The 17051-nt window shown below is 68.4% G+C and carries 11 protein-coding genes; 8 read left to right on the top strand and 3 right to left on the bottom strand.

Features of this window, described 5'->3' with window-relative positions:
- Window positions 1-33 precede the first annotated feature (33 nt).
- Complete coding sequence (locus tag OIE49_RS14525) at window positions 34-6270, top strand: RHS repeat-associated core domain-containing protein (RefSeq protein WP_326806229.1); 6237 nt, start codon at window positions 34-36, stop codon at window positions 6268-6270.
- A gap of 972 nt (window positions 6271-7242) precedes the next feature.
- Window positions 7243-7419, top strand: a complete 177-nt coding sequence (locus tag OIE49_RS14520) for a hypothetical protein (protein ID WP_326802686.1) — start codon at window positions 7243-7245, stop codon at window positions 7417-7419.
- A gap of 36 nt (window positions 7420-7455) precedes the next feature.
- Here OIE49_RS14520 and OIE49_RS14515 read toward each other — a convergent pair whose 3' ends face one another.
- Window positions 7456-8844, bottom strand: coding sequence for an IS4 family transposase (locus OIE49_RS14515; RefSeq protein ID WP_326802685.1), 1389 nt, complete (start codon window positions 8842-8844; stop codon window positions 7456-7458).
- Between the two features lie 346 nt (window positions 8845-9190).
- On the opposite strand from OIE49_RS14515, the gene OIE49_RS14510 reads away from it, so the two are divergent.
- The 3 genes from OIE49_RS14510 (at window position 9191) to OIE49_RS14500 (ending at window position 12470) form a co-directional block, all read left to right on the top strand.
- Window positions 9191-9793: a response regulator transcription factor gene (locus OIE49_RS14510; protein ID WP_326802684.1), complete on the top strand. Its 603-nt coding sequence runs from the start codon at window positions 9191-9193 to the stop codon at window positions 9791-9793.
- Window positions 9794-9923: 130 nt separating this feature from the next.
- Window positions 9924-10535 carry a hypothetical protein gene (locus OIE49_RS14505; RefSeq protein ID WP_326802683.1) on the top strand — a complete coding sequence of 204 codons (612 nt, stop codon included), beginning with the start codon at window positions 9924-9926 and terminating at the stop codon, window positions 10533-10535.
- A gap of 246 nt (window positions 10536-10781) precedes the next feature.
- The gene (locus tag OIE49_RS14500; protein WP_326802682.1) at window positions 10782-12470 is read left to right on the top strand and encodes a transposase; all 1689 of its coding nucleotides are present in this window, start codon (window positions 10782-10784) and stop codon (window positions 12468-12470) included.
- 336 nt (window positions 12471-12806) lie between these two features.
- On the opposite strand, the gene OIE49_RS14495 is transcribed toward OIE49_RS14500, so the two are convergent.
- Window positions 12807-13253, bottom strand: coding sequence for an ATP-binding protein (locus tag OIE49_RS14495; protein WP_326802681.1), 447 nt, complete (start codon window positions 13251-13253; stop codon window positions 12807-12809).
- Window positions 13254-13390: 137 nt separating this feature from the next.
- On the opposite strand from OIE49_RS14495, the gene OIE49_RS14490 reads away from it, so the two are divergent.
- Both OIE49_RS14490 and OIE49_RS14485 read left to right on the top strand, forming a co-directional pair.
- Window positions 13391-14209 carry a helix-turn-helix domain-containing protein gene (locus tag OIE49_RS14490; RefSeq protein WP_326802680.1) on the top strand — a complete coding sequence of 273 codons (819 nt, stop codon included), beginning with the start codon at window positions 13391-13393 and terminating at the stop codon, window positions 14207-14209.
- Entirely contained in the window at window positions 14206-14388 is a 183-nt protein-coding gene (locus tag OIE49_RS14485; RefSeq protein WP_326802679.1) for a DUF397 domain-containing protein, read from the top strand. The genes OIE49_RS14490 and OIE49_RS14485 overlap by 4 nt, the downstream gene beginning before the upstream one ends.
- Here the strand turns inward: OIE49_RS14485 and OIE49_RS14480 are convergent.
- Window positions 14359-15588 (bottom strand): MFS transporter, encoded by a 1230-nt coding sequence (locus OIE49_RS14480; RefSeq protein WP_326802678.1) that lies wholly within the window; start codon window positions 15586-15588, stop codon window positions 14359-14361. The genes OIE49_RS14485 and OIE49_RS14480 overlap by 30 nt on opposite strands.
- A gap of 83 nt (window positions 15589-15671) precedes the next feature.
- Here OIE49_RS14480 and OIE49_RS14475 point away from each other — a divergent pair, with 83 nt between their 5' ends.
- Window positions 15672-16673, top strand: a complete 1002-nt coding sequence (locus tag OIE49_RS14475; protein ID WP_326802677.1) for a LysR family transcriptional regulator — start codon at window positions 15672-15674, stop codon at window positions 16671-16673.
- Window positions 16674-17051: the final 378 nt, after the last annotated feature.

Below are 17051 nucleotides of genomic sequence, written 5' to 3'. Positions count from 1 at the left end.
CGGCTATTGCCCCGCATCGCGGCCCTGACCGCGATGGTGCTTGCCGCGGAGGCGGCGGTAGCGGTCGCCACCACCGGTCAGGCGGTGGCACTCCACCGGGAGAAGACCCGGCAGACAGCCGACAGGAGTACGCCCAAGAGCCCTGACGCCGCCGCGGACATCCCCTCCGCGAAGGTCGCGGCCCGGTTGTCCGGCAAGCGGGTCGAGGCGCTGTCCGAGCGTACCGAGACCTCCACGACCTGGGTGAACAAGGACGGCTCGCTCACCACCGAACTCTCCGCCGGTCCCGTCCGGTTCAAGGACGAGCCCACGGGAGAGTGGCGCGAGGTCGACCTGGATCTCGTCCGGGGGGCCGACGGGACCGTCGAACCCAAGGCGCACCCGGGAGGCCTGCGCCTGTCCGGCAGGTCCGGGACCCCGGCGAAGTCGCTGGAGGCCGCTCAGCGGGCCGAGGCCACCGACCTGGTGACCCTGGGCGAGGGCGACCAGCAGATCACCTTGCAGTGGAAGGGCGGGCTGCCGCAGCCGAAGCTGGACGGTACGCGGGCGGAGTATTCCAACGCCGTACCGGGCGCGGACGTGGTCGTGGAGGCCACCCGGACCGGGTTCGAGCAGTACGTCGAACTCAAGCAGCATCCCGAGACCGGTGACGCGGGCGGCTACTCCTACACCCTTCCGCTGAAGGCCAAGGGATTGAAGGCGACGCAACTCGCCGACGGCAGCGTGCTGTTCACCGACAGGAAGAACAAGAAGCGGGCCGTGATGCCGGCCCCGGTGATGTGGGACGCCACCGTCGACGAGCGCTCCGGTGAGCACACCCGCAAGGCCAGGGTCGGCCTGAAGGTGGTCCAGAAGGGCGCCTCCGTCGACCTGGTGATCACCCCGGACGCCGAGTTCCTCGCCGACCCGGCCGCCAAGTACCCGGTCACCATTGACCCGTCCACCTCCTCGCTCTCCAACGTCTTCGACACCTACGTGCAGCAGGGCGTGACGGTCGACCAGTCGGCCGACACCGAGCTCGACTGGGGCAACCCCGGCACCAAGAACGCCGACGGCACCCCGCGCACCGCGCAGACCTTCATCTCCTGGAACACCACACCCATCCAGGACGCGCTGGTCCTCGACGCGAAGCTGTCGCTATGGAACTTCCACTCGGGCAACAACGTCGACTGCAAGGCGTACCCGTGGGAGGTGTGGTCCTCCCCCGCCGCCTCCACCTCCAGTCGGTGGACCAACCGCCCGACGATGACGGCACTGAAGGCCACCTCCACCGAGACCCGCGGCAACTCGTCGTGCACCAGCACCCAGCCCGCGGGCTGGATCAACGCCAATGTGACCACGCTGGCGCAGGAGTGGGCCTCGGCCAAGACCACCCGCGGCCACATGGGCATCCAAGCCACGAGCGAAGCGGTCGTGGCCCAGTGGAAGCGCGTCAACTCCGCCAACGCCGCATCCAACCCGCCGAAGCTGGTCGTCAACTACAACTACCGCCCGCGCACCGGCACCAAGCAGGAGGCCGGCCCGCCGTACTTCTCCTACGGCGGCGACTACGTCGTCAACACCACCACGCCCACCCTGCGGGACACCTTCGTCGACGCCGACGGCGACAAGGTCAACGGCACGTTCCAGATCTTCGACTCCGTCACCAACGCCCAGGTCGGCAACGTCCTGGTGTCGAAGTACGTGCCCTCCGGGCAGGTCGCGTCGGTGACCGTCCCGGCCGGGGTGCTCGCGGACGGCAAGACCTACAAGTTCCGCACCAGCCCTTACGACGGCACGCACTACAACACTGGCTGGTCGGCGTGGAAGACCTTCACGGTCGACACCAAGGCACCGTCCGCCCCGACGAAGATCGTCTCCACGGACTACCCGTCGGACAAGTGGGTCAAGGGCACCGGCCAGGCCGGCACGTTCACGGTCACCCCGCCCGCCGGCGGTGACCACAACTGGCTGGAATGGTCGCTGGACGGCATCACCTGGACCAAGGTGACCACGAGCGGCTCCAGCGCGAACAAGGCGATCAGCATCGCCCCGCCGAAGGACGGCACCCACACGCTGCAGGTGCGGGCCGTGGACAAGGCGGACAACAAGTCCGAGGCGGCCGAGTACACCTTCCACGCAGGCCCCGGCGGCTTCATCCAGCCCAACGACGGCGAACGCACCGCACGCCGGCTCCCCCTCGTCGCGGAGGCCGACGGCACCAAGTACAACGCGGTGTCCTTCTTCTGGCGGCGCTCCGAGGCCGACAACTGGGACAAGATTCCCGCCGGTCACGTGACCTCCGGCGGTACCCCGCTGACCGCGTGGCCCGTTTCGCTGACAGGCGGCAAGAACGCGCAGCTGGTCTGGAACGCCACCGACACCGTCGACCCCGACGGCACGGTGCAGATCAAGGCCGACTTCACCGGCCCGGGCAACGCCTCCGGCAGCACCGAGCCGCTGACCGTCGTCGTCGATCGCAACGCTGACGGCGCCGCAAGCCAGGGCGTGGGTCCTGGCACGGTGAACATGCTGACCGGCGACTTCGGCCTGTCGGCCACGGATGCCTCCGCGTTCGACATGTCCGTCACGCGTACCGCCTCGTCCCGCACACCGGAGAAGGGTGCCACCCAGGAGGGACAGGCGCCGATCTTCGGCAAGGAATGGGTGTCGGGTGCGACCGCCGAGCTGACGGACTCCGACTACTCCCACATCCGCAGGATCTCCGACACGGCCGTGGCCTTGGTCGACTCCGAAGGTGAGGAGACCCACTTCACCGCGAACGCGGCCAAGTCGGGCTGGATTCCGGAGCCGGGCTCGGAGGACCTGACCCTCAAGGGCAGCGTGAGCGGCAGCTTCACGCTCTCCGACACCGAAGGCACGGTCACGGAGTTCACCAAGCCCGATCCGACCGTGCCGACCTGGCAGGTCTCCAGCACCCTGCTGGACGGGCTGACCAACTCCACCACCACGGTGATCTCGCAGAAGACCACCTACAACGGCAAGGCCGTCGCCCGGCCCAAGTGGGTCATCGCACCCACCTCAGCCGCGACCGCCGCGGACTGCACGGCCGATCCGGCCACCAAGGGCTGCCGGGTCCTGGAATACCTGTACCCGCTGACCACCACCGCCACGGACATCGAGTTCGGCGACGTGGTGGGTCAGGTCAAGTCCATCCGCCTGTGGGCCACCGAGCCCGGAGCGGCCAGCTCCAAGGTCCTTGCCATCCAGTCGTACGCGTACGACGGGCAGGGGCGGCTGCGCGAGACCTGGAACCCGCGTATCTCTCCCGCACTCAAGACCGAGTACGAGTACGACAGCGCTGGCCGTGTCGTCAAGTTCACCCCGCCCGGCGAACTGCCCTGGACCTTCACCTACGGCAAGGCGGGCAACGCCGCGACCGCCGGTGACGGCATGCTGCTCAAGGCGGCCCGCGCGGGGCTGAAGCAGGGCACCGCCGATGTCGCGGAGGGCACGGCCGCCACCAGCATCGTCTACGACGTGCCGCTGACCGGCACCGCCGCCCCGAACAAGATGGGCGCCTCGGACGTGAAGGCATGGGGCCAGCTCGACGCGCCGACGGACGCGACCGCGGTCTTCCCGGCCGACGCCGTGCCGTCCTCGCACTCCGGCGGCTCGCTGACCGCGACCGCCTACAAGCGGGCCGATGTGCACTACCTGGGCGTATCCGGCCGTGAGGTCAACTCCGCCACCCCCGGCGGGCACATCTCCACCACCGAATACGACCGCTTCGGCAACACCGTCCGTGAACTGACCGCCGCCAATCGGGGCGTCGCCCTGGGCCTGACTGCCGACGACAAGGCCACCCAGGCCGACCTCGGCATCACTCAGCTCACCGGCGCCGAGCGCGGCGACCTGCTGGCGACTCGCTCCGTCTACAACGAGAACGGAATCCGAGCACTGGAGGAGTTCGGCCCGCTGCGCAGGACCGACCTCACCGCCGACCTGAAGCAGGGCACCACCTTGCTGGTCTCCGCGGGCACTTCGGTCACCGCCCGGACGTGGACGGTCAACGAGTACGACGCGGGCCGGCCCACGGACGGCACGGCCAAGGTCAAGGACCAGATCACCAAGGTCACTGTCGGCGCCCAGGTGCGCGAACACTCCTCCGTCCACGGCGAGACCCGGGTCACCCAGACCGTCTACGACTGGGTCAAGGGCCTGCCGACCAAGACGATCAAGGATCCGGGTGGTCTGGCGATCACCGAGACCACGGAGTACGACGCCCAGGGGCGTACCGTCAAGCAGCTCCTGCCCGGCGCGACGGGCACGGACGCGGCAACCCGCGTGACCACGTACTGGTCCGCGACCGGCACCGGCGCCTGCGCCGGCCGCCCGGAGTGGGCCGACCTGCTCTGCTCGGTCGGACCCGCCGGCGCGATCACCGGTGGCGGCTCCAACCCGACAGGGCTGCCGACCACCAACACCGAGTACGACTGGTGGGGCAACACGGCCAAGGTCACCGAGACCGCCAACGGCGTCACCCGTACGACAACCACGACCTACGACGCCGCGGGCCGGCCGACCAAGACCACCGTCACCGGCGGGCTCGGCCAGGCCGTACCGGAGGCCACCACCGAGTACGACCCGAACAACGGCAAGGTGACCAAGACCACCTCGCCCACCGGCGGCACGATCACCAAGGCGTACGACAAGCTCGGCCGCCAGATCGCCTACACCGACGCCGACGGCGGCAGGACCACAACCGAGTACGACCTGCTCGACCGGCCGGTCAAGGCAACGGACACGGTGCCGTCGACGGTCACCTACACCTACGACACGGCCATCGAGCCGCGCGGTCTGGTCACGAAGACCACCGACTCGATCGCCGGCACGTTCCAGGCGACGTACGACGCCGCCGGGGCCGTGGTGACCGAGAAGCTGCCCGGCGGCTACACCGTCAAGCAGACGAACGACCCCACCGGTTCCGCCGTCGATCGCACGTACACCCGTGACAGCGACGGCACCATCGTCTACTCGGACACGGTGACCGAGTCCATCCACGGCCAGGTCACCACCCACGCCGGCTGGTCCGACCAGAACTACGGCTACGACGCCACGGGCCGCCTCACCACGGTCGAGGACACCACCGAGACGGTCTGTACGCGCCGCAGCTACGCCTTCGACGCGCGCACCAACCGCAAGTCCCTGACCACGGCGGCGGGCGCGCCCGGCACCGACTGCCCCACTAGTGGAGGAACCGCCGCCAACTCCACGTACGACAGCGCCGACCGGCTGGTGAACTCCGGGTACACCTATGACGCGTTCGGCCGTACGACCGCCCTGCCGGGCAGCACCATCGGCTACTACGCCAACGACCTCGCGTACCAGCAGGTCTCCGGCGGAAAGCGTCAGACCTGGCAGCTCGACGCGGCCCTGCGGTTCCGCTCGTGGAAGGTGGAGACGGGCAGCGGCTCGACCTGGACGCAGACCGCGTCCAAGCTCAACCACTACGGGGGCGACGGCGACAACCCGCGCTGGATCGTGGAGGACACCGCCACAGGAGCCCTGACCCGCAACGTCGACGGGGCCTCCGGCGACCTCGCGGCGACCACCGCCAAAAGCGGCGACACGGTACTGCAGCTCACCACCATCCACGGCGACGTGGCGTTCCAGCTCCCGCTGGACGCGGGCAAGGCCCCGGTCGCCCTGGACTCGGACGAGTACGGCAACCCGCGAGCCGGCCAGGCACCGACCCGCTACAACTGGCTCGGCGCCAAGCAACGCTCCACCGAGACCCTCACCGGTCTCACGCTCATGGGTGCTCGCCTCTATAACCCCGCCACTGGCCGCTTTCTGTCGGTGGACCCGGTGTACGGGGGCAACCTGAACGCCTACGAGTACGCTCATGCCGATCCGCTCAACCGGTTCGACCTGGACGGGCGGTCGAGCTGGGTGAGGAAGCAGTGGAACCGGTTCAATAACAAGCGCCACCGTGTGGGACGCAACCCTAATTGGCGCGGCATTTACCATTCTGGAAAGTTCGCGATCGGCACGGCGGCACTTGTCGCACCGTTCGGTCGCGTAAAGACGGCCAGGAATGTGTGGAGGGCCGCCAAGAGTCCGCATGGCACGCTGAAACGATGCGCTAAATCCGGTAGTAGGGCTATTCACTGCGCTGGAGCTGTCTGGGGAGTTCAGACAGTGATGAATGACTTCAACAACTGGAACAAGAATCGCCAATTCCGCAACGATTGGAATGATTCCCTGACGTCGGACGGCCGCCGCTCGGTCTGTAGAAAGTACACCGGAAAATCGAGTTGTTGGTGACCGGAGTTAAAATCTGACGGGGGTCCGGATCTGTCGGTCCCCCGTCAGGGCGTTGGTCGAAATGTCGTGAATCCTGGAAGTGTAATGCATAGATACAAACTGACATGTCTTCTCTTTTTTGTTCCGTTCATGCTGGCGAGTGGAGCGAGCAGGCTTTCCAGTGATGGGTGGTCGCCGGTCTGCGGGGCGCTCGAAATTATCCTGGGGGTTTCTATTTCAGTGGGTGCGGCCAAGGAAATTTGGGAAGGGGTGAAAAGGAGACGATCGCGAGAATAGCCCACGATGTAGCGCCCTGGACTCGGACGAGTGCGGCGACCCGGCCGGGGCTGGAGGCCACAAGCTGCAACTGGCTCGGCGTCAAACGGCGCTCGTCGGAGACCCTGCCCGGCCTGGTCCTGATGGGCGTACGCCTCTACAACCCCGCTACCGGCCGCTTCCTCTCCCCCGACACGGTCTACGGCGGCAACGCCAACGCCTACGAGTAGGCCCACGCCGACCCGCTCAACCGCTACGACCTCGACGGCAAGGTGAACTGGAAGAAGGCATGGCGTAACACCAAGAGCTTCGTCAAGCGCCACCGGGTGGGAATCGCTGCCGGCCTCGCTGGAGTCGGCTGCGGCGTGATCTCTATGGGAGTGGCCGGCGCGTTCTGTGCTGCGGGCGTCGGCATGATCGCAGGTGGGGCCGCCAAGAAGCTGGGCAATCGCAAGGCCTCATGGGGTTCGGTCGGACGCGCGGCCATCTACGGCGGCGGAGTCGCTGCCACCGGGTGGGGGCTCAGTGCGGGAGCGCGGTACGGGGCCGGCCGGGCCCTGGTCCGATGGTTCCCGCGCGGCGGCAAACACGCCGCAAGTCGCGCTTCGCACCGCAAATCATGGTCGTGGCGTTGGTAACCACCCACTGATGTAGAAGATTTACGCTAGAAGAACTGGCCGCCCGAGCGGGCGGCCAGTTCTGGGAACAGGGATTTACGTGGCAAATCAAGCAAAGCGCACATCGCGGGCGATGTTCTGGTCCGGCGTCTTCGTTTTTGCACTGGGCATCACGGCAGCCGCCCTGTACGGACACAAGGACGGCGAGCGGCTGTTTTTCTGCTCGGCAATCATTCTGGCGATTGGCTGGCTGGTTGAGCGGGGGTCGGATGACTGACCACTTGGGGCGCTTGGGCCAATGCCGTTGCTTGAGCTACTGAAGTATCGCGGGCGTAAGGGTGATGGCCTTCTCGGGAACCCGTCGTGTGCCCCGCCTGGCCTGGCCTTTCCTGCGCACGATGTACTGCGAGACCGGACGGCGGGTGTAGCGGTCCGCCGCGCGTAGCCGCCGGAGACCGTTGTCGAGCTTGCGCACGACTTTCGCAGCCATCCGCGTCGTGAACTGCCGTAGTCGGCGGGCCGACCGGCCTGCCTGGAGGACGACGCTGCGTCGTGTGTGCTTGAGGACCTTGACGAACGAGATCCAGTCGGGGTCCATACCCTCGCCGTCGGCCAGCCGCATGATGATCCGGTTCAAACAGTGGTGGAGGGTCAGGTGGGCCCAGACCTCCTGCCGTACCAGTTCCGGCGACACCGACCGCAGCACCTCGGCCTTTCCCCGCTGGTAGGTCTTCAGCTGCCGGTAGGCGGATTCGACCTCCCAGCGCTCGTGATACAGGGCTGCCAGCTGCTCGGCGGGCCCGGCCTCGGGATCGAGCAGGTCGGTCAGCAGCCTGACCGTCTCGCCGCCGTCGACCTGGTAGTCGATCACTCTCACTGTCACCCCGCCCGGATGGGAGCGCCGCTGCCCGGCGAGGTTCATCCGGGTCAGATAGGTCCCGTCGGGCAAGATCTCCATGGGCTTCGCGGCGACGAAGGTGCGGGCTCTGATCAGCAGGTGTGCTCCGGCCTGAGTGTAGGCCTTCCACAGTGCGACACCGGGAAAGGCCCGGTCCATGATCACCAGCATGCCGACGGCACTACCGGCCATCTCTGTCGCCAGCGCGGGCTCGCCACCACCGCCCTTGAAGCTGCCTATCCGTGCGTCGATCGTCGCGTGCGTACCGGTCTCGGTCAGCGTCACCACCCTGGCCTGCGGGAACCCGATGGGCCGGCCGGCACTGTCCACCTGCCCACCGAAAGCGGCACGTGTCGTAGCGTTCTCCGGCACGTCCAGCAAGAACCCGTCGACCGCGGCCACTCTCATCCCGCGCCAGAACGCCGCCTCGAGTGTGGGCGGAGCGATCGCCCCCGCCACACGGCGGAACACTCCTTCCAGCGGTGCGGCCCCGAGCTGCTGGCGGGCCCTGGTGAACGACGACTTGTTCGGCACCGACTGGTCCATCTCGCCCAGGGCCCCGACCAGGTTCTCCGCGACATCGTCGTAGGAGTCCTGCTGGAACAGCGCCAGAGCAAGCACGAAGTAGACCATGAACCGGCCCGACAGGGGACGGGGCTTGGCATCCCGCCGACCACACGCGGTCAGCACCTCGTCCACCAGCTCAGGAACGATCCACTCGGTGAGCAACCCGAGCCGGACCTCATCGGATAACCCGATCCATGGATGCATGTCCGGCCAACGAACCAACACACCGGCGGTCACCGTGCCGGGGAGAGGAACTACTTGCACCTCTCAAGCAACGGCATTGGCGCTTGGGCAGGACATTTTTCGCAGCGACCGGCTACGGGGAGCCGAAGAGTTAAGCCCTGCTGGAGCGAGCGCAGGCATGATGACCATCGTCGGCGGCGGCCCCTCTGAACGGAGAATCCCAGATCAGCTGGGCGGGGCGTAAGCGCTCCTGTCTGTGGCCCGTCAGTGGCGTGGGAGGCTCATCGCCCAAGCGCTGCCAGCGGGCTTCGGAGTCCGGCGGGCGCTCCGTGGCCGAACCCGGCCCCAGGTGCCAGCAGCTCCTCGTCGACCGCGCCTGTCGGCCCGGCACAATTGATCGGTGATCAAAGTGCTGGTGGTCGAGGACCACGCCGTCGTGCGGTCCGGGCTGGTGGCGTTGCTCTCGGGCGAGCTGAGTATACGGGTCGTGGGTCAGGCCGCCGATGGTGAGGCCGCACTGGCCGAGGCCGAGCGGCTTCGGCCCGATGTGGTCCTCCTCGACATCGACCTGCCTGCCAGGGATGGCATCGCCGTTGCCGCAGCGCTCGCCGAACAGCTGCCGGAATGCCGCGTTCTGATGCTCACGGCGCTGGACCGGCCCGGGCATCTGGGGCGTGCCTTGGGCGCCGGAGCGTCCGGCTACCTCCTCAAGTCCGTGACCCCCGCCGAGACCGCCGACGCGATTCGCAGGGTCGCCGTCGGTGGGCGCGTGATCGACCCGCGGATGCGGGACGGCGGGGCCGACACGGTCAGCCCTCTGACCGAGCGGGAGACAGAGGTGCTGCGGCTGGCGTCCTCCGGCGCCCACGCCCGTGAGATCGCCGCCGATCTCTTCCTGAGCCTGGGCACGGTACGCAACCGGCTCTCCTCCGCTGTCGGCAAGCTCCACGCGCGCACCCTCGTCGACGCCGTCCGCATCGCCGAACGCCACGGTTGGCTGTAGGCCGTGGTGGCGCGTTGGGGAGCAGCCCCGCCTGCTCCCGGCGGCCATATCACAGGCTTCGACAAGAAAGTAGGATCCCCACCTCTCCTGTGCGGTTCACCTCTCACACAGAAAATCGGGAACTTCACCCATGCTCAGCTACTGGCTCGTGACCGTACGCCGTGCCGCCGTGGTCATCGCCATCATCGGCGCCTGCTCGGGCGTCTTCATCGCTGGTGTCATCATCTGGGAGGATCCGAGCGCCTGGGCGGACGCGCTGCTCCAGGGGACGCTCGGATTCCTCGTGTTGAGCGCTTTCATGTTCGTCGTGCTCCCCACAACGAACACGTGGCACGCCGCGCGTGCGGTCTCGCGCCATGGCCTGACGCTGTCCGCCGAGGCCGTGCCCTTGCCGTGCACCGCGGAGATCCGCGTGCCGATACGTTCCGGCACGACCGCCTACCAGCTCACTGACAGTGTGCTGCACGCTCTCAAGCAGCTCCCGGCCCCCGAGATCGACGAGGTCAAGGAATTCACCCACGGCAAGCTCACCCTCATCTGCAGGAAATCGCTGAGGCTCCCGGTGAGGTTCCATATCTCCATCACGACGGACCAGGACACCGCGACCGTGACGATGGACGCCCGCCCCACCGCCACCTGGAAAATCCTCGACGACGCCGCCAGTTGGACCGTCCTCAAGGTCTTCGAGCCGCATGTCAGCAAGGCGGTCCACGACGAGGCGTGCGGCACGAGCACGACGTGAGCGCGGCCCCTTCTCCCGCAGGTGCGTGAAGTTTTCACTTCTCGGGCTCCGCACCGCCTGATGGACTCTGCTGCGTAATTCGACTGAGTGAGCGTCGCGGGTGCGGCATGATCGCTTCTGTGGTCCTGGTCGCGTCGTGGGCCGCAGGGGGTGGAGCAGATGTCGTTGCAGCCGAAGGGGCTGCCAGAGATCCCGGCACAGACCGTGGCTGTCGCTCGGGCGGCGTTCCCTCACGGGACACTGGCGATGCGGGCGCGGGATCGGCTGGGCGAGGTGTTCGCGGACGAGCCGTTCACCGGGGCGTTCGGACGCCGTGGAGCGCCGGGCCTGCCGCCGGCGGTGTTATCGCTGGTCACGGTGCTGCAGTTCGCGGAGAACCTGACCGACCGGCAGGCCGCTGCGATGGCAGTCCGCGCGATCGACTGGAAGTACGCGATCGGCGCGGAACTGACCGATACCGGTTTCGACGCGACCGTGCTGTCCCGCTTCAGGACCCGGCTCGTGGAGCACGGCATGGAGCGGGTGGTGTTCGACCGGCTCGTGGACGTCTGCCGCGAGCAGGGCCTGGTCGGGGCCGGTGGCAAGCAGCGCACCGACTCCACCCATGTGATCAGCGCGGTCCATGACCTGAACCGAACCGAACTCGCGGGTGAGAGCGTACGGGCAGCCTTGGAGGCGCTTGCGGTCGCGGCTCCGGGCTGGCTGGCCGACGCGGTGGACGTTCCCGAGCTCGCGCACCGCTACGAGGAACGCGTCAACGGGTGGACGATGCCGTCGTCGAAGTCGAAGCGGGACCGGCTGGCCGTGGTGTTCGGGCAGGACGCGCTGGCGCTCTGCCGGGCGGTCTGGGCACCCGGGGCGCCGGGATGGCTGCGGGAGATCGAGCCGGTCGCGTTCCTGCGCAGGATGCTCGTGCAGACCTACTACGTATCCACTGACGCGCGGGAACGGGAGGTGATCGTGAAGCGGGAAGCCGACAAGGAGGGCGTCCCGCCAGGCCATCTCCGCCTGGCCTCTCCCTACGACCCTGATGCGCGGTGGGCGGCCAAGGGCGACGATCTGTTCTGGCTCGGCTACAAGGTCCACCTCACCGAAACCTGCGACACTCCCACCGAAGCCGAAGCCGAAGCCGAAGCCGAAGCCGAAGCCGAAGCCGAAGCCGAAGCCGAAGCCGAAGCCGAAGCCGAAGCCGAAGCCGAAGTGCTGCCGTTGCGGCTGATCACGGACGTCTACACCACTGAGGCAAGCGTCCCAGACGTCAAGGCCACCGGGCCCGTCCAGCAAAACCTCGCCGACCGCGACCTCACGCCGGGCGAGCACTACCTCGACGCCGGCTACCCGTCCGCCGACCTGATCCACGACGCCGCCGGCCGCGGCATCACCATGGTCACCCCGGCCCTCCTCGACCACTCACCGCAGGCCAAGGCCGACGCCGGCTTCCAGAAGAGCGCCTTCCGTATCGATTGGAAGGCCCGCCAGGCCCGCTGCCCGCAGGGCCGCACCAGCACCGGCTGGTTCCCCGTCCGGCAGCACGGCCGCGACGCCATCGTCGTCCAGTTCGCCCCCACCGACTGCCACGCATGCCCCGTCCAGGACGAGTGCACCACCTCCGCGCGTGGCACCCGCATCCTCAGCCTCCGGCCGCAAGAACTCCACGAGACCCTGGCCAGAGCGCGAACTGAGCAGATCACGAAGACCTGGAAGGACAAGTACACACTCCGCGCTGGGATCGAGGGCACCATCAACCAGGCCCTCGACGTCACCGGCCTCCGCCGGGCCCGCTACCGCGGACTGCCCAAGGTCCGCCTCCAGCACGCCTTCTCCGCCACTGCCCTCAACGTCATCCGACTCGACGCCCACTGGAACCCCGGCCACACGGCGCTCAGCCCTCGGACCAGCAGACTCACCCGCCTCAGCCACCAACTCGCAGCCTGAGTAACCGAATTACGCAGCAGAGTCCTGATGGGGTTCAAAGTCGACCGAGGCATCGCGGACGGCTACAGAGGAACGATGAAACTTTCTGATCTGCTCATCTTCGTAGGCGTCCTGGCTGTGGGAGGCGCTCTGGCCCTGCTGCTCGGTGGTGGCCTTCCGAGTCAGGCTGTGATGACGCTGGCTTCCATCGGATCCGGCGCTTATGTCGGCACCAGAATGAGGGAGCGGAGGAAGAGCAGAGGGTGACAGCCGCAGGCCCAGAATGGGAACGTCGGCGGCAACGTGCGCGGCGGACAAGGAAGAGCAGCGTGAAGCCGACGTCGACCGGCAGTGACGTCACCTCTCTGCCCTTGCTTCCGCATCGAGTTCGAGCTCGAACCAGACCGTCTTGCCGATGCCGCCCGGCCGGTGTTCCGCGCCCCAGTCGTCCGCCAGTGCCTCCACCAGCGCCAGGCCCCGGCCCGACTCGTCCTCCGGTGACGCCTCCCGGGGCGTCGGCAGCGTGTCGTTGGCGTCCGTGACCGAGACGCGCAGGCGGCCCTCCTCGCTCCGTACGCAGCGCGCCCGGATCTCCCTGCCGGGCGCCTTCGCGTGGCGGTAGGCGTTCGTCATCAGCTCGCTGAGCAGGAGCACCGCCGTCTCCGTCACGTCGTCGGGCACTTTCCACGACGCTGCCTGTTCGCGCAGGAGCAGCCTGGCCCGTCCCACACTCCGCGCGTCGCGGGGGAAACGGAACTCGATGTCCTGGGGGAGCGCGGTGGGTGAGCGGTGCGGTGTCGGCATACGGGCTGGTTCCTTGCGTGTGATTCTCCGTCGTTCGGTGGGATAAGGGTGGTGGCCTGCGCCTAGCCTCGGCAGTAGCGGGTCGGGTACGCAGCGTGGCTGTACACGGTGCGGTGACGGAAGGCGGGTGAAGGCGCGTGGCTACGGGGGAGTCCCAGCAGGCGCAGCAGAACTGGCGTTACTGCGGTGGGCAGATCAAGTTGTGGCGGGAGGAGGCCCAGGTCACTCGGCAGGCCCTGGCGGAAGAGGCCGGCTACGACTACGAGTACGTCAAGTCGATGGAGTGCGGGCGGCGGCGCCCTACGCTGAGATTGTTGCAGATCGCGGATCAACTGTGCGGAGCGCGAGGCAAGTTGTCGGCCGCGCACGAGTTCTTGAAACCCGAGCCGTTCCCCCAACGTACGCAGCAGTACGTGCTGGTGGAGGCCGAGGCGATCACCGTCCAGTGGTACGAGCCCCTGTTGATTCCCGGTCTGCTCCAGACTCCGGAGTACGCGCGAGCGCTGATCAGCAGCAACTGTCCTCCTCTGGACGAGGAGACGGTGGACGAGCGGGTCGCGGCGCGACTGAAGCGGCAGGAGAAGCTGACCAGCAAACCGCCCACGCACTTCAGCTTCGTGGTTCACGAGGCCGCGTTGCGCTCGGTCGTCGGCGGCCGGGACGTCATGCGCAAGCAGTGCCAGTACCTGCTGGAACTCGGCAAGCGGCGCCACCTGTCGATCCAGGTACTCCCGTTCTGTACCGCGCCCACGGCGGCGCTCAGCGGGCCGATGGTGCTGGTGGAGACCGCCGAGCACGAGCGCTACGCCTTTGTCGACGGGCAGTCGACGGGGGCCCTCTACTCTGACGGAAACAAGCTCAGTACTTTGACTCAGCGCTATGGCATGATCCGCATGCAGGCGCTTAGTGTGGAGGAGTCTGCCCAGTTCACCAGGAAGGTGGCGGAGGAGCTGTGAGCGACGAACTGTCATGGTTCAAGTCGAGTTATAGCGACTCCGAAGGCAGCGCCTGCGTCGAAGTCGCCGCCACCCCCCGCACCATCCACGTCCGCGATTCCAAGCTCGGCGTCGACAGCCCGCGCTTCGCGGTGAACGCCGACACCTGGTCAGACTTCCTCGCGTACGCCGCTCACTGAGATCAGCAGCGTGACCGCCGCCGCCGTCACCGGGACCGCGTAGCCCGCCGTCGCCGAGACGTGTTCGACCATCCAGCCGCCGGTCGCGCTGCCGCAGGCGATGCCGCCGAGCAGGCCGGTCACCGCGAGGGTCATGCCCTCGTTGAGGCGGCCCTCGGGGGAGCGCTGCTGGACCAGGGTCATATTGGTGACCATGGTGGGCGCTGTCGCCGTACCGGCGATGAGCAGCGCCACGGACAGGGCGAGCAGGGAGCCGGTCAGGGCGGCGGCCAGCAGTGGCAGGGTCATGAGGGCCGTCATCGCCGCCACGCACCAGGGCAGTCGCCGTCCGGCGGGGCCCGCCGGGCGCAGGGCCCCGTAGACCAGCCCGGCCACACACGAACCGGCCGCCTGGAGGCCGAGTGCCACACCCGCCACCGAACGATGGCCCCGCTCGTCCGCGAACGCCACCGTGACGACCTCCATCGCACCGAACACGGCGCCCATGGCGAGGCACACGGCGAGCTGGGCCGGCATACCGGGGGCACGCAGTGGGGCCCGTGCGAGAGTGCGGGGACTCGGCGGCGGCTCGGTCGAGCGCTGGGCGGTGAACAGGAGGATGCCGGTCAGCAGCAGTACGGCGCCGACCAGCGTGCCGGCCTCCGGGAAGAACGTGCCGGTGAGAAAGGCCGCGAGGACCGGGCCGAGCATGAAGCACAGCTCGTCCGCGGCCTGTTCGAAGGAGATGGCGGTGTGCAGGTCCTCCGGGGAGGACTTCAGCAGATGCGCCCAGCGGGCGCGGGACATGCCCCCGGTGTTGGGGGTGGTCGCGGTGGCGGCGTACGCGGCGAACAGGGTCCAGTCGGGAGCGTCGTAGTGCACGCAGAGCAGGAGGGCCAGGCTGCCCAGGACCGCGCAGACGGTGGCGGGCACGGCGATCCGGGCCTGCCCGTACCGGTCCACCAGCCGGGCGACCCAGGGGGCGGTCACCGCCGTCGCCGCGAGGCCGGTGGCGGTGACGGCGCCGGCCAGCGCGTACGAGCCGCGCGTACCGGCGATCATGACGACCGCGCTCACGCCGAACATGCCCGACGGCAGCCGGGCCATCAGGTTCCCGGCGGTGAAGGCACGGGTACCGGGCAGGGCGAACAGGCGGCGGTAGGGACCGAAGAGGGAGGCACGGCCTTCCACGGCGGCGGCCGGGGCGGGAGGTTTCGGCATGCCGTCACCGTCGCCCGCGCACTGACCTGCGGTCCAACACCTGATCGGGTGCGATTGACGCACCCGCGTTGTAAGTTCTGCCGATGCCTGCCGAACCCGGACCGCCGTACCTCTCCGCCGAGGAGATCGCCCCCCGACTGCTGCGCGCCTTCGTCGCCGTAGCCGAGGAGCTGCACTTCACGCGCGCCGCCGCGCGGCTGTACGTCGCGCAGCAGGCCCTCAGCCGGGACATCCGGCGGCTGGAACGGGAGTTGGGCGCCGTGCTGTTCGTGCGGACCACCCGGCAGGTCGCGTTGACCGCGGAGGGCACCCGGCTGCTGCCGTACGCCCGTCACGTGCTCCAGGCGCAGCGGGCGCTGCTCGACGCCTTCGGCCGAGGTGAGCCGGAGCGGCCGCTGCTCGTCGACGTCAACAGCCCGGGGCTGCTCGGGGAACGGGTGCTGGACCGGGCGCGTTCCCGGGTCCCGCACCTGGAGCTGATGACCCGCTTCGAGAGCGGTCTGACCGGCGCCGCCGCCGAGATGCTGGCCGGCCGGCTCGACGCGTCGTTCGGGCGGTTCGCCGGGCTCGATCCCGCGCTCCGGCGGGGACTGCTGCACCAGCCCGTGCGGTACGAGCCGATGGCCGTCATCCTGCCCGAGGGGCACCGGCTCGCGGACCTGGAGCAGGTGCCCCTCGACGCCCTCGCCGGGGAGACCGTGTACGCGGGGGCGGGCAATCCCCGCACGCCGGAGTGGACCGGCCTCGCGCGTGAGCTGTTCGAGGGGCGCGGCATCGACGTCGCGCCGCCCGCTCCCCTCGCGATCGGTGTGGCCGAGTTCCGGCGGATCATGGCCAAGTACCGGAATCCGATTCTCGCCGTGGTCGACTTCCCGGCGATGCCCCAGACGGTTCTGCGGCCGCTTGTCGACCCTGTTCCTTTGTCGCCGGTATCACTGGTGTGGCGTAAAGGGCTGATTCACCCCGGATTGGATGCGCTCAGACGTTCTGCTACCGAACTGGCGCACGAGGAAGATTGGTTGCGCAGGCCGGCGGAGGGATGGATTCCGGCCATGGACGCGACCGTGATGGCTGCGCACATGTGAGACCCATCTCCATGACATGGCCACATGCGATACATTCGGGGACCCGGGCGCACCGTGGTAAAGGGGACGCTTGGGCCGGGTGGGGGCCCTGGTCCGACGACAGTGCGTAGGCCCGGATTCTGGAAGTCATGCCCCTGGGGGGAAGCACGTGCGCGTCGACAAATGGCCAGATCATGCCCAACCGAACGGCTCCGGATTCTCATCCGGGGGCGGCCGGGAGGGGGGTGGGGCCGCGGACCCGGGCGCGTCGCTCATATCCGGCGACGCCCTCGGCACGGAACCGGAAACAGGCCATCTTCCGGGAGTGGCCCCGGAACTCGATGGCCAGGGCATATGGCCGGATACCGCCTGGCCCGCGACCGGTCCGGCCGGTTCCGG

This window comes from Streptomyces sp. NBC_01788 (assembly GCF_035917575.1).
GTDB lineage: Bacteria > Actinomycetota > Actinomycetes > Streptomycetales > Streptomycetaceae > Streptomyces.
Note: the sequence above shows the minus strand (reverse complement) of the source record. Positions and strands in the feature narration are given on the sequence as shown.

What these genes read in the sequence shown, in the direction of transcription:
- OIE49_RS14525 (WP_326806229.1), top strand. Translation starts at nt 34, where the DNA reads ATGGTGCTTGCCGCGGAGGCGGCGGTAGCGGTCGCCACCACCGGTCAG.
- OIE49_RS14505 (WP_326802683.1), top strand. Translation starts at nt 9,924, where the DNA reads ATGCTCAGCTACTGGCTCGTGACCGTACGCCGTGCCGCCGTGGTCATC.
- OIE49_RS14500 (WP_326802682.1), top strand. Translation starts at nt 10,782, where the DNA reads ATGCGGGCGCGGGATCGGCTGGGCGAGGTGTTCGCGGACGAGCCGTTC.
- OIE49_RS14495 (WP_326802681.1), bottom strand. Translation starts at nt 13,253, where the DNA reads ATGCCGACACCGCACCGCTCACCCACCGCGCTCCCCCAGGACATCGAG.
- OIE49_RS14480 (WP_326802678.1), bottom strand. Translation starts at nt 15,588, where the DNA reads ATGCCGAAACCTCCCGCCCCGGCCGCCGCCGTGGAAGGCCGTGCCTCC.
- OIE49_RS14475 (WP_326802677.1), top strand. Translation starts at nt 15,672, where the DNA reads ATGCCTGCCGAACCCGGACCGCCGTACCTCTCCGCCGAGGAGATCGCC.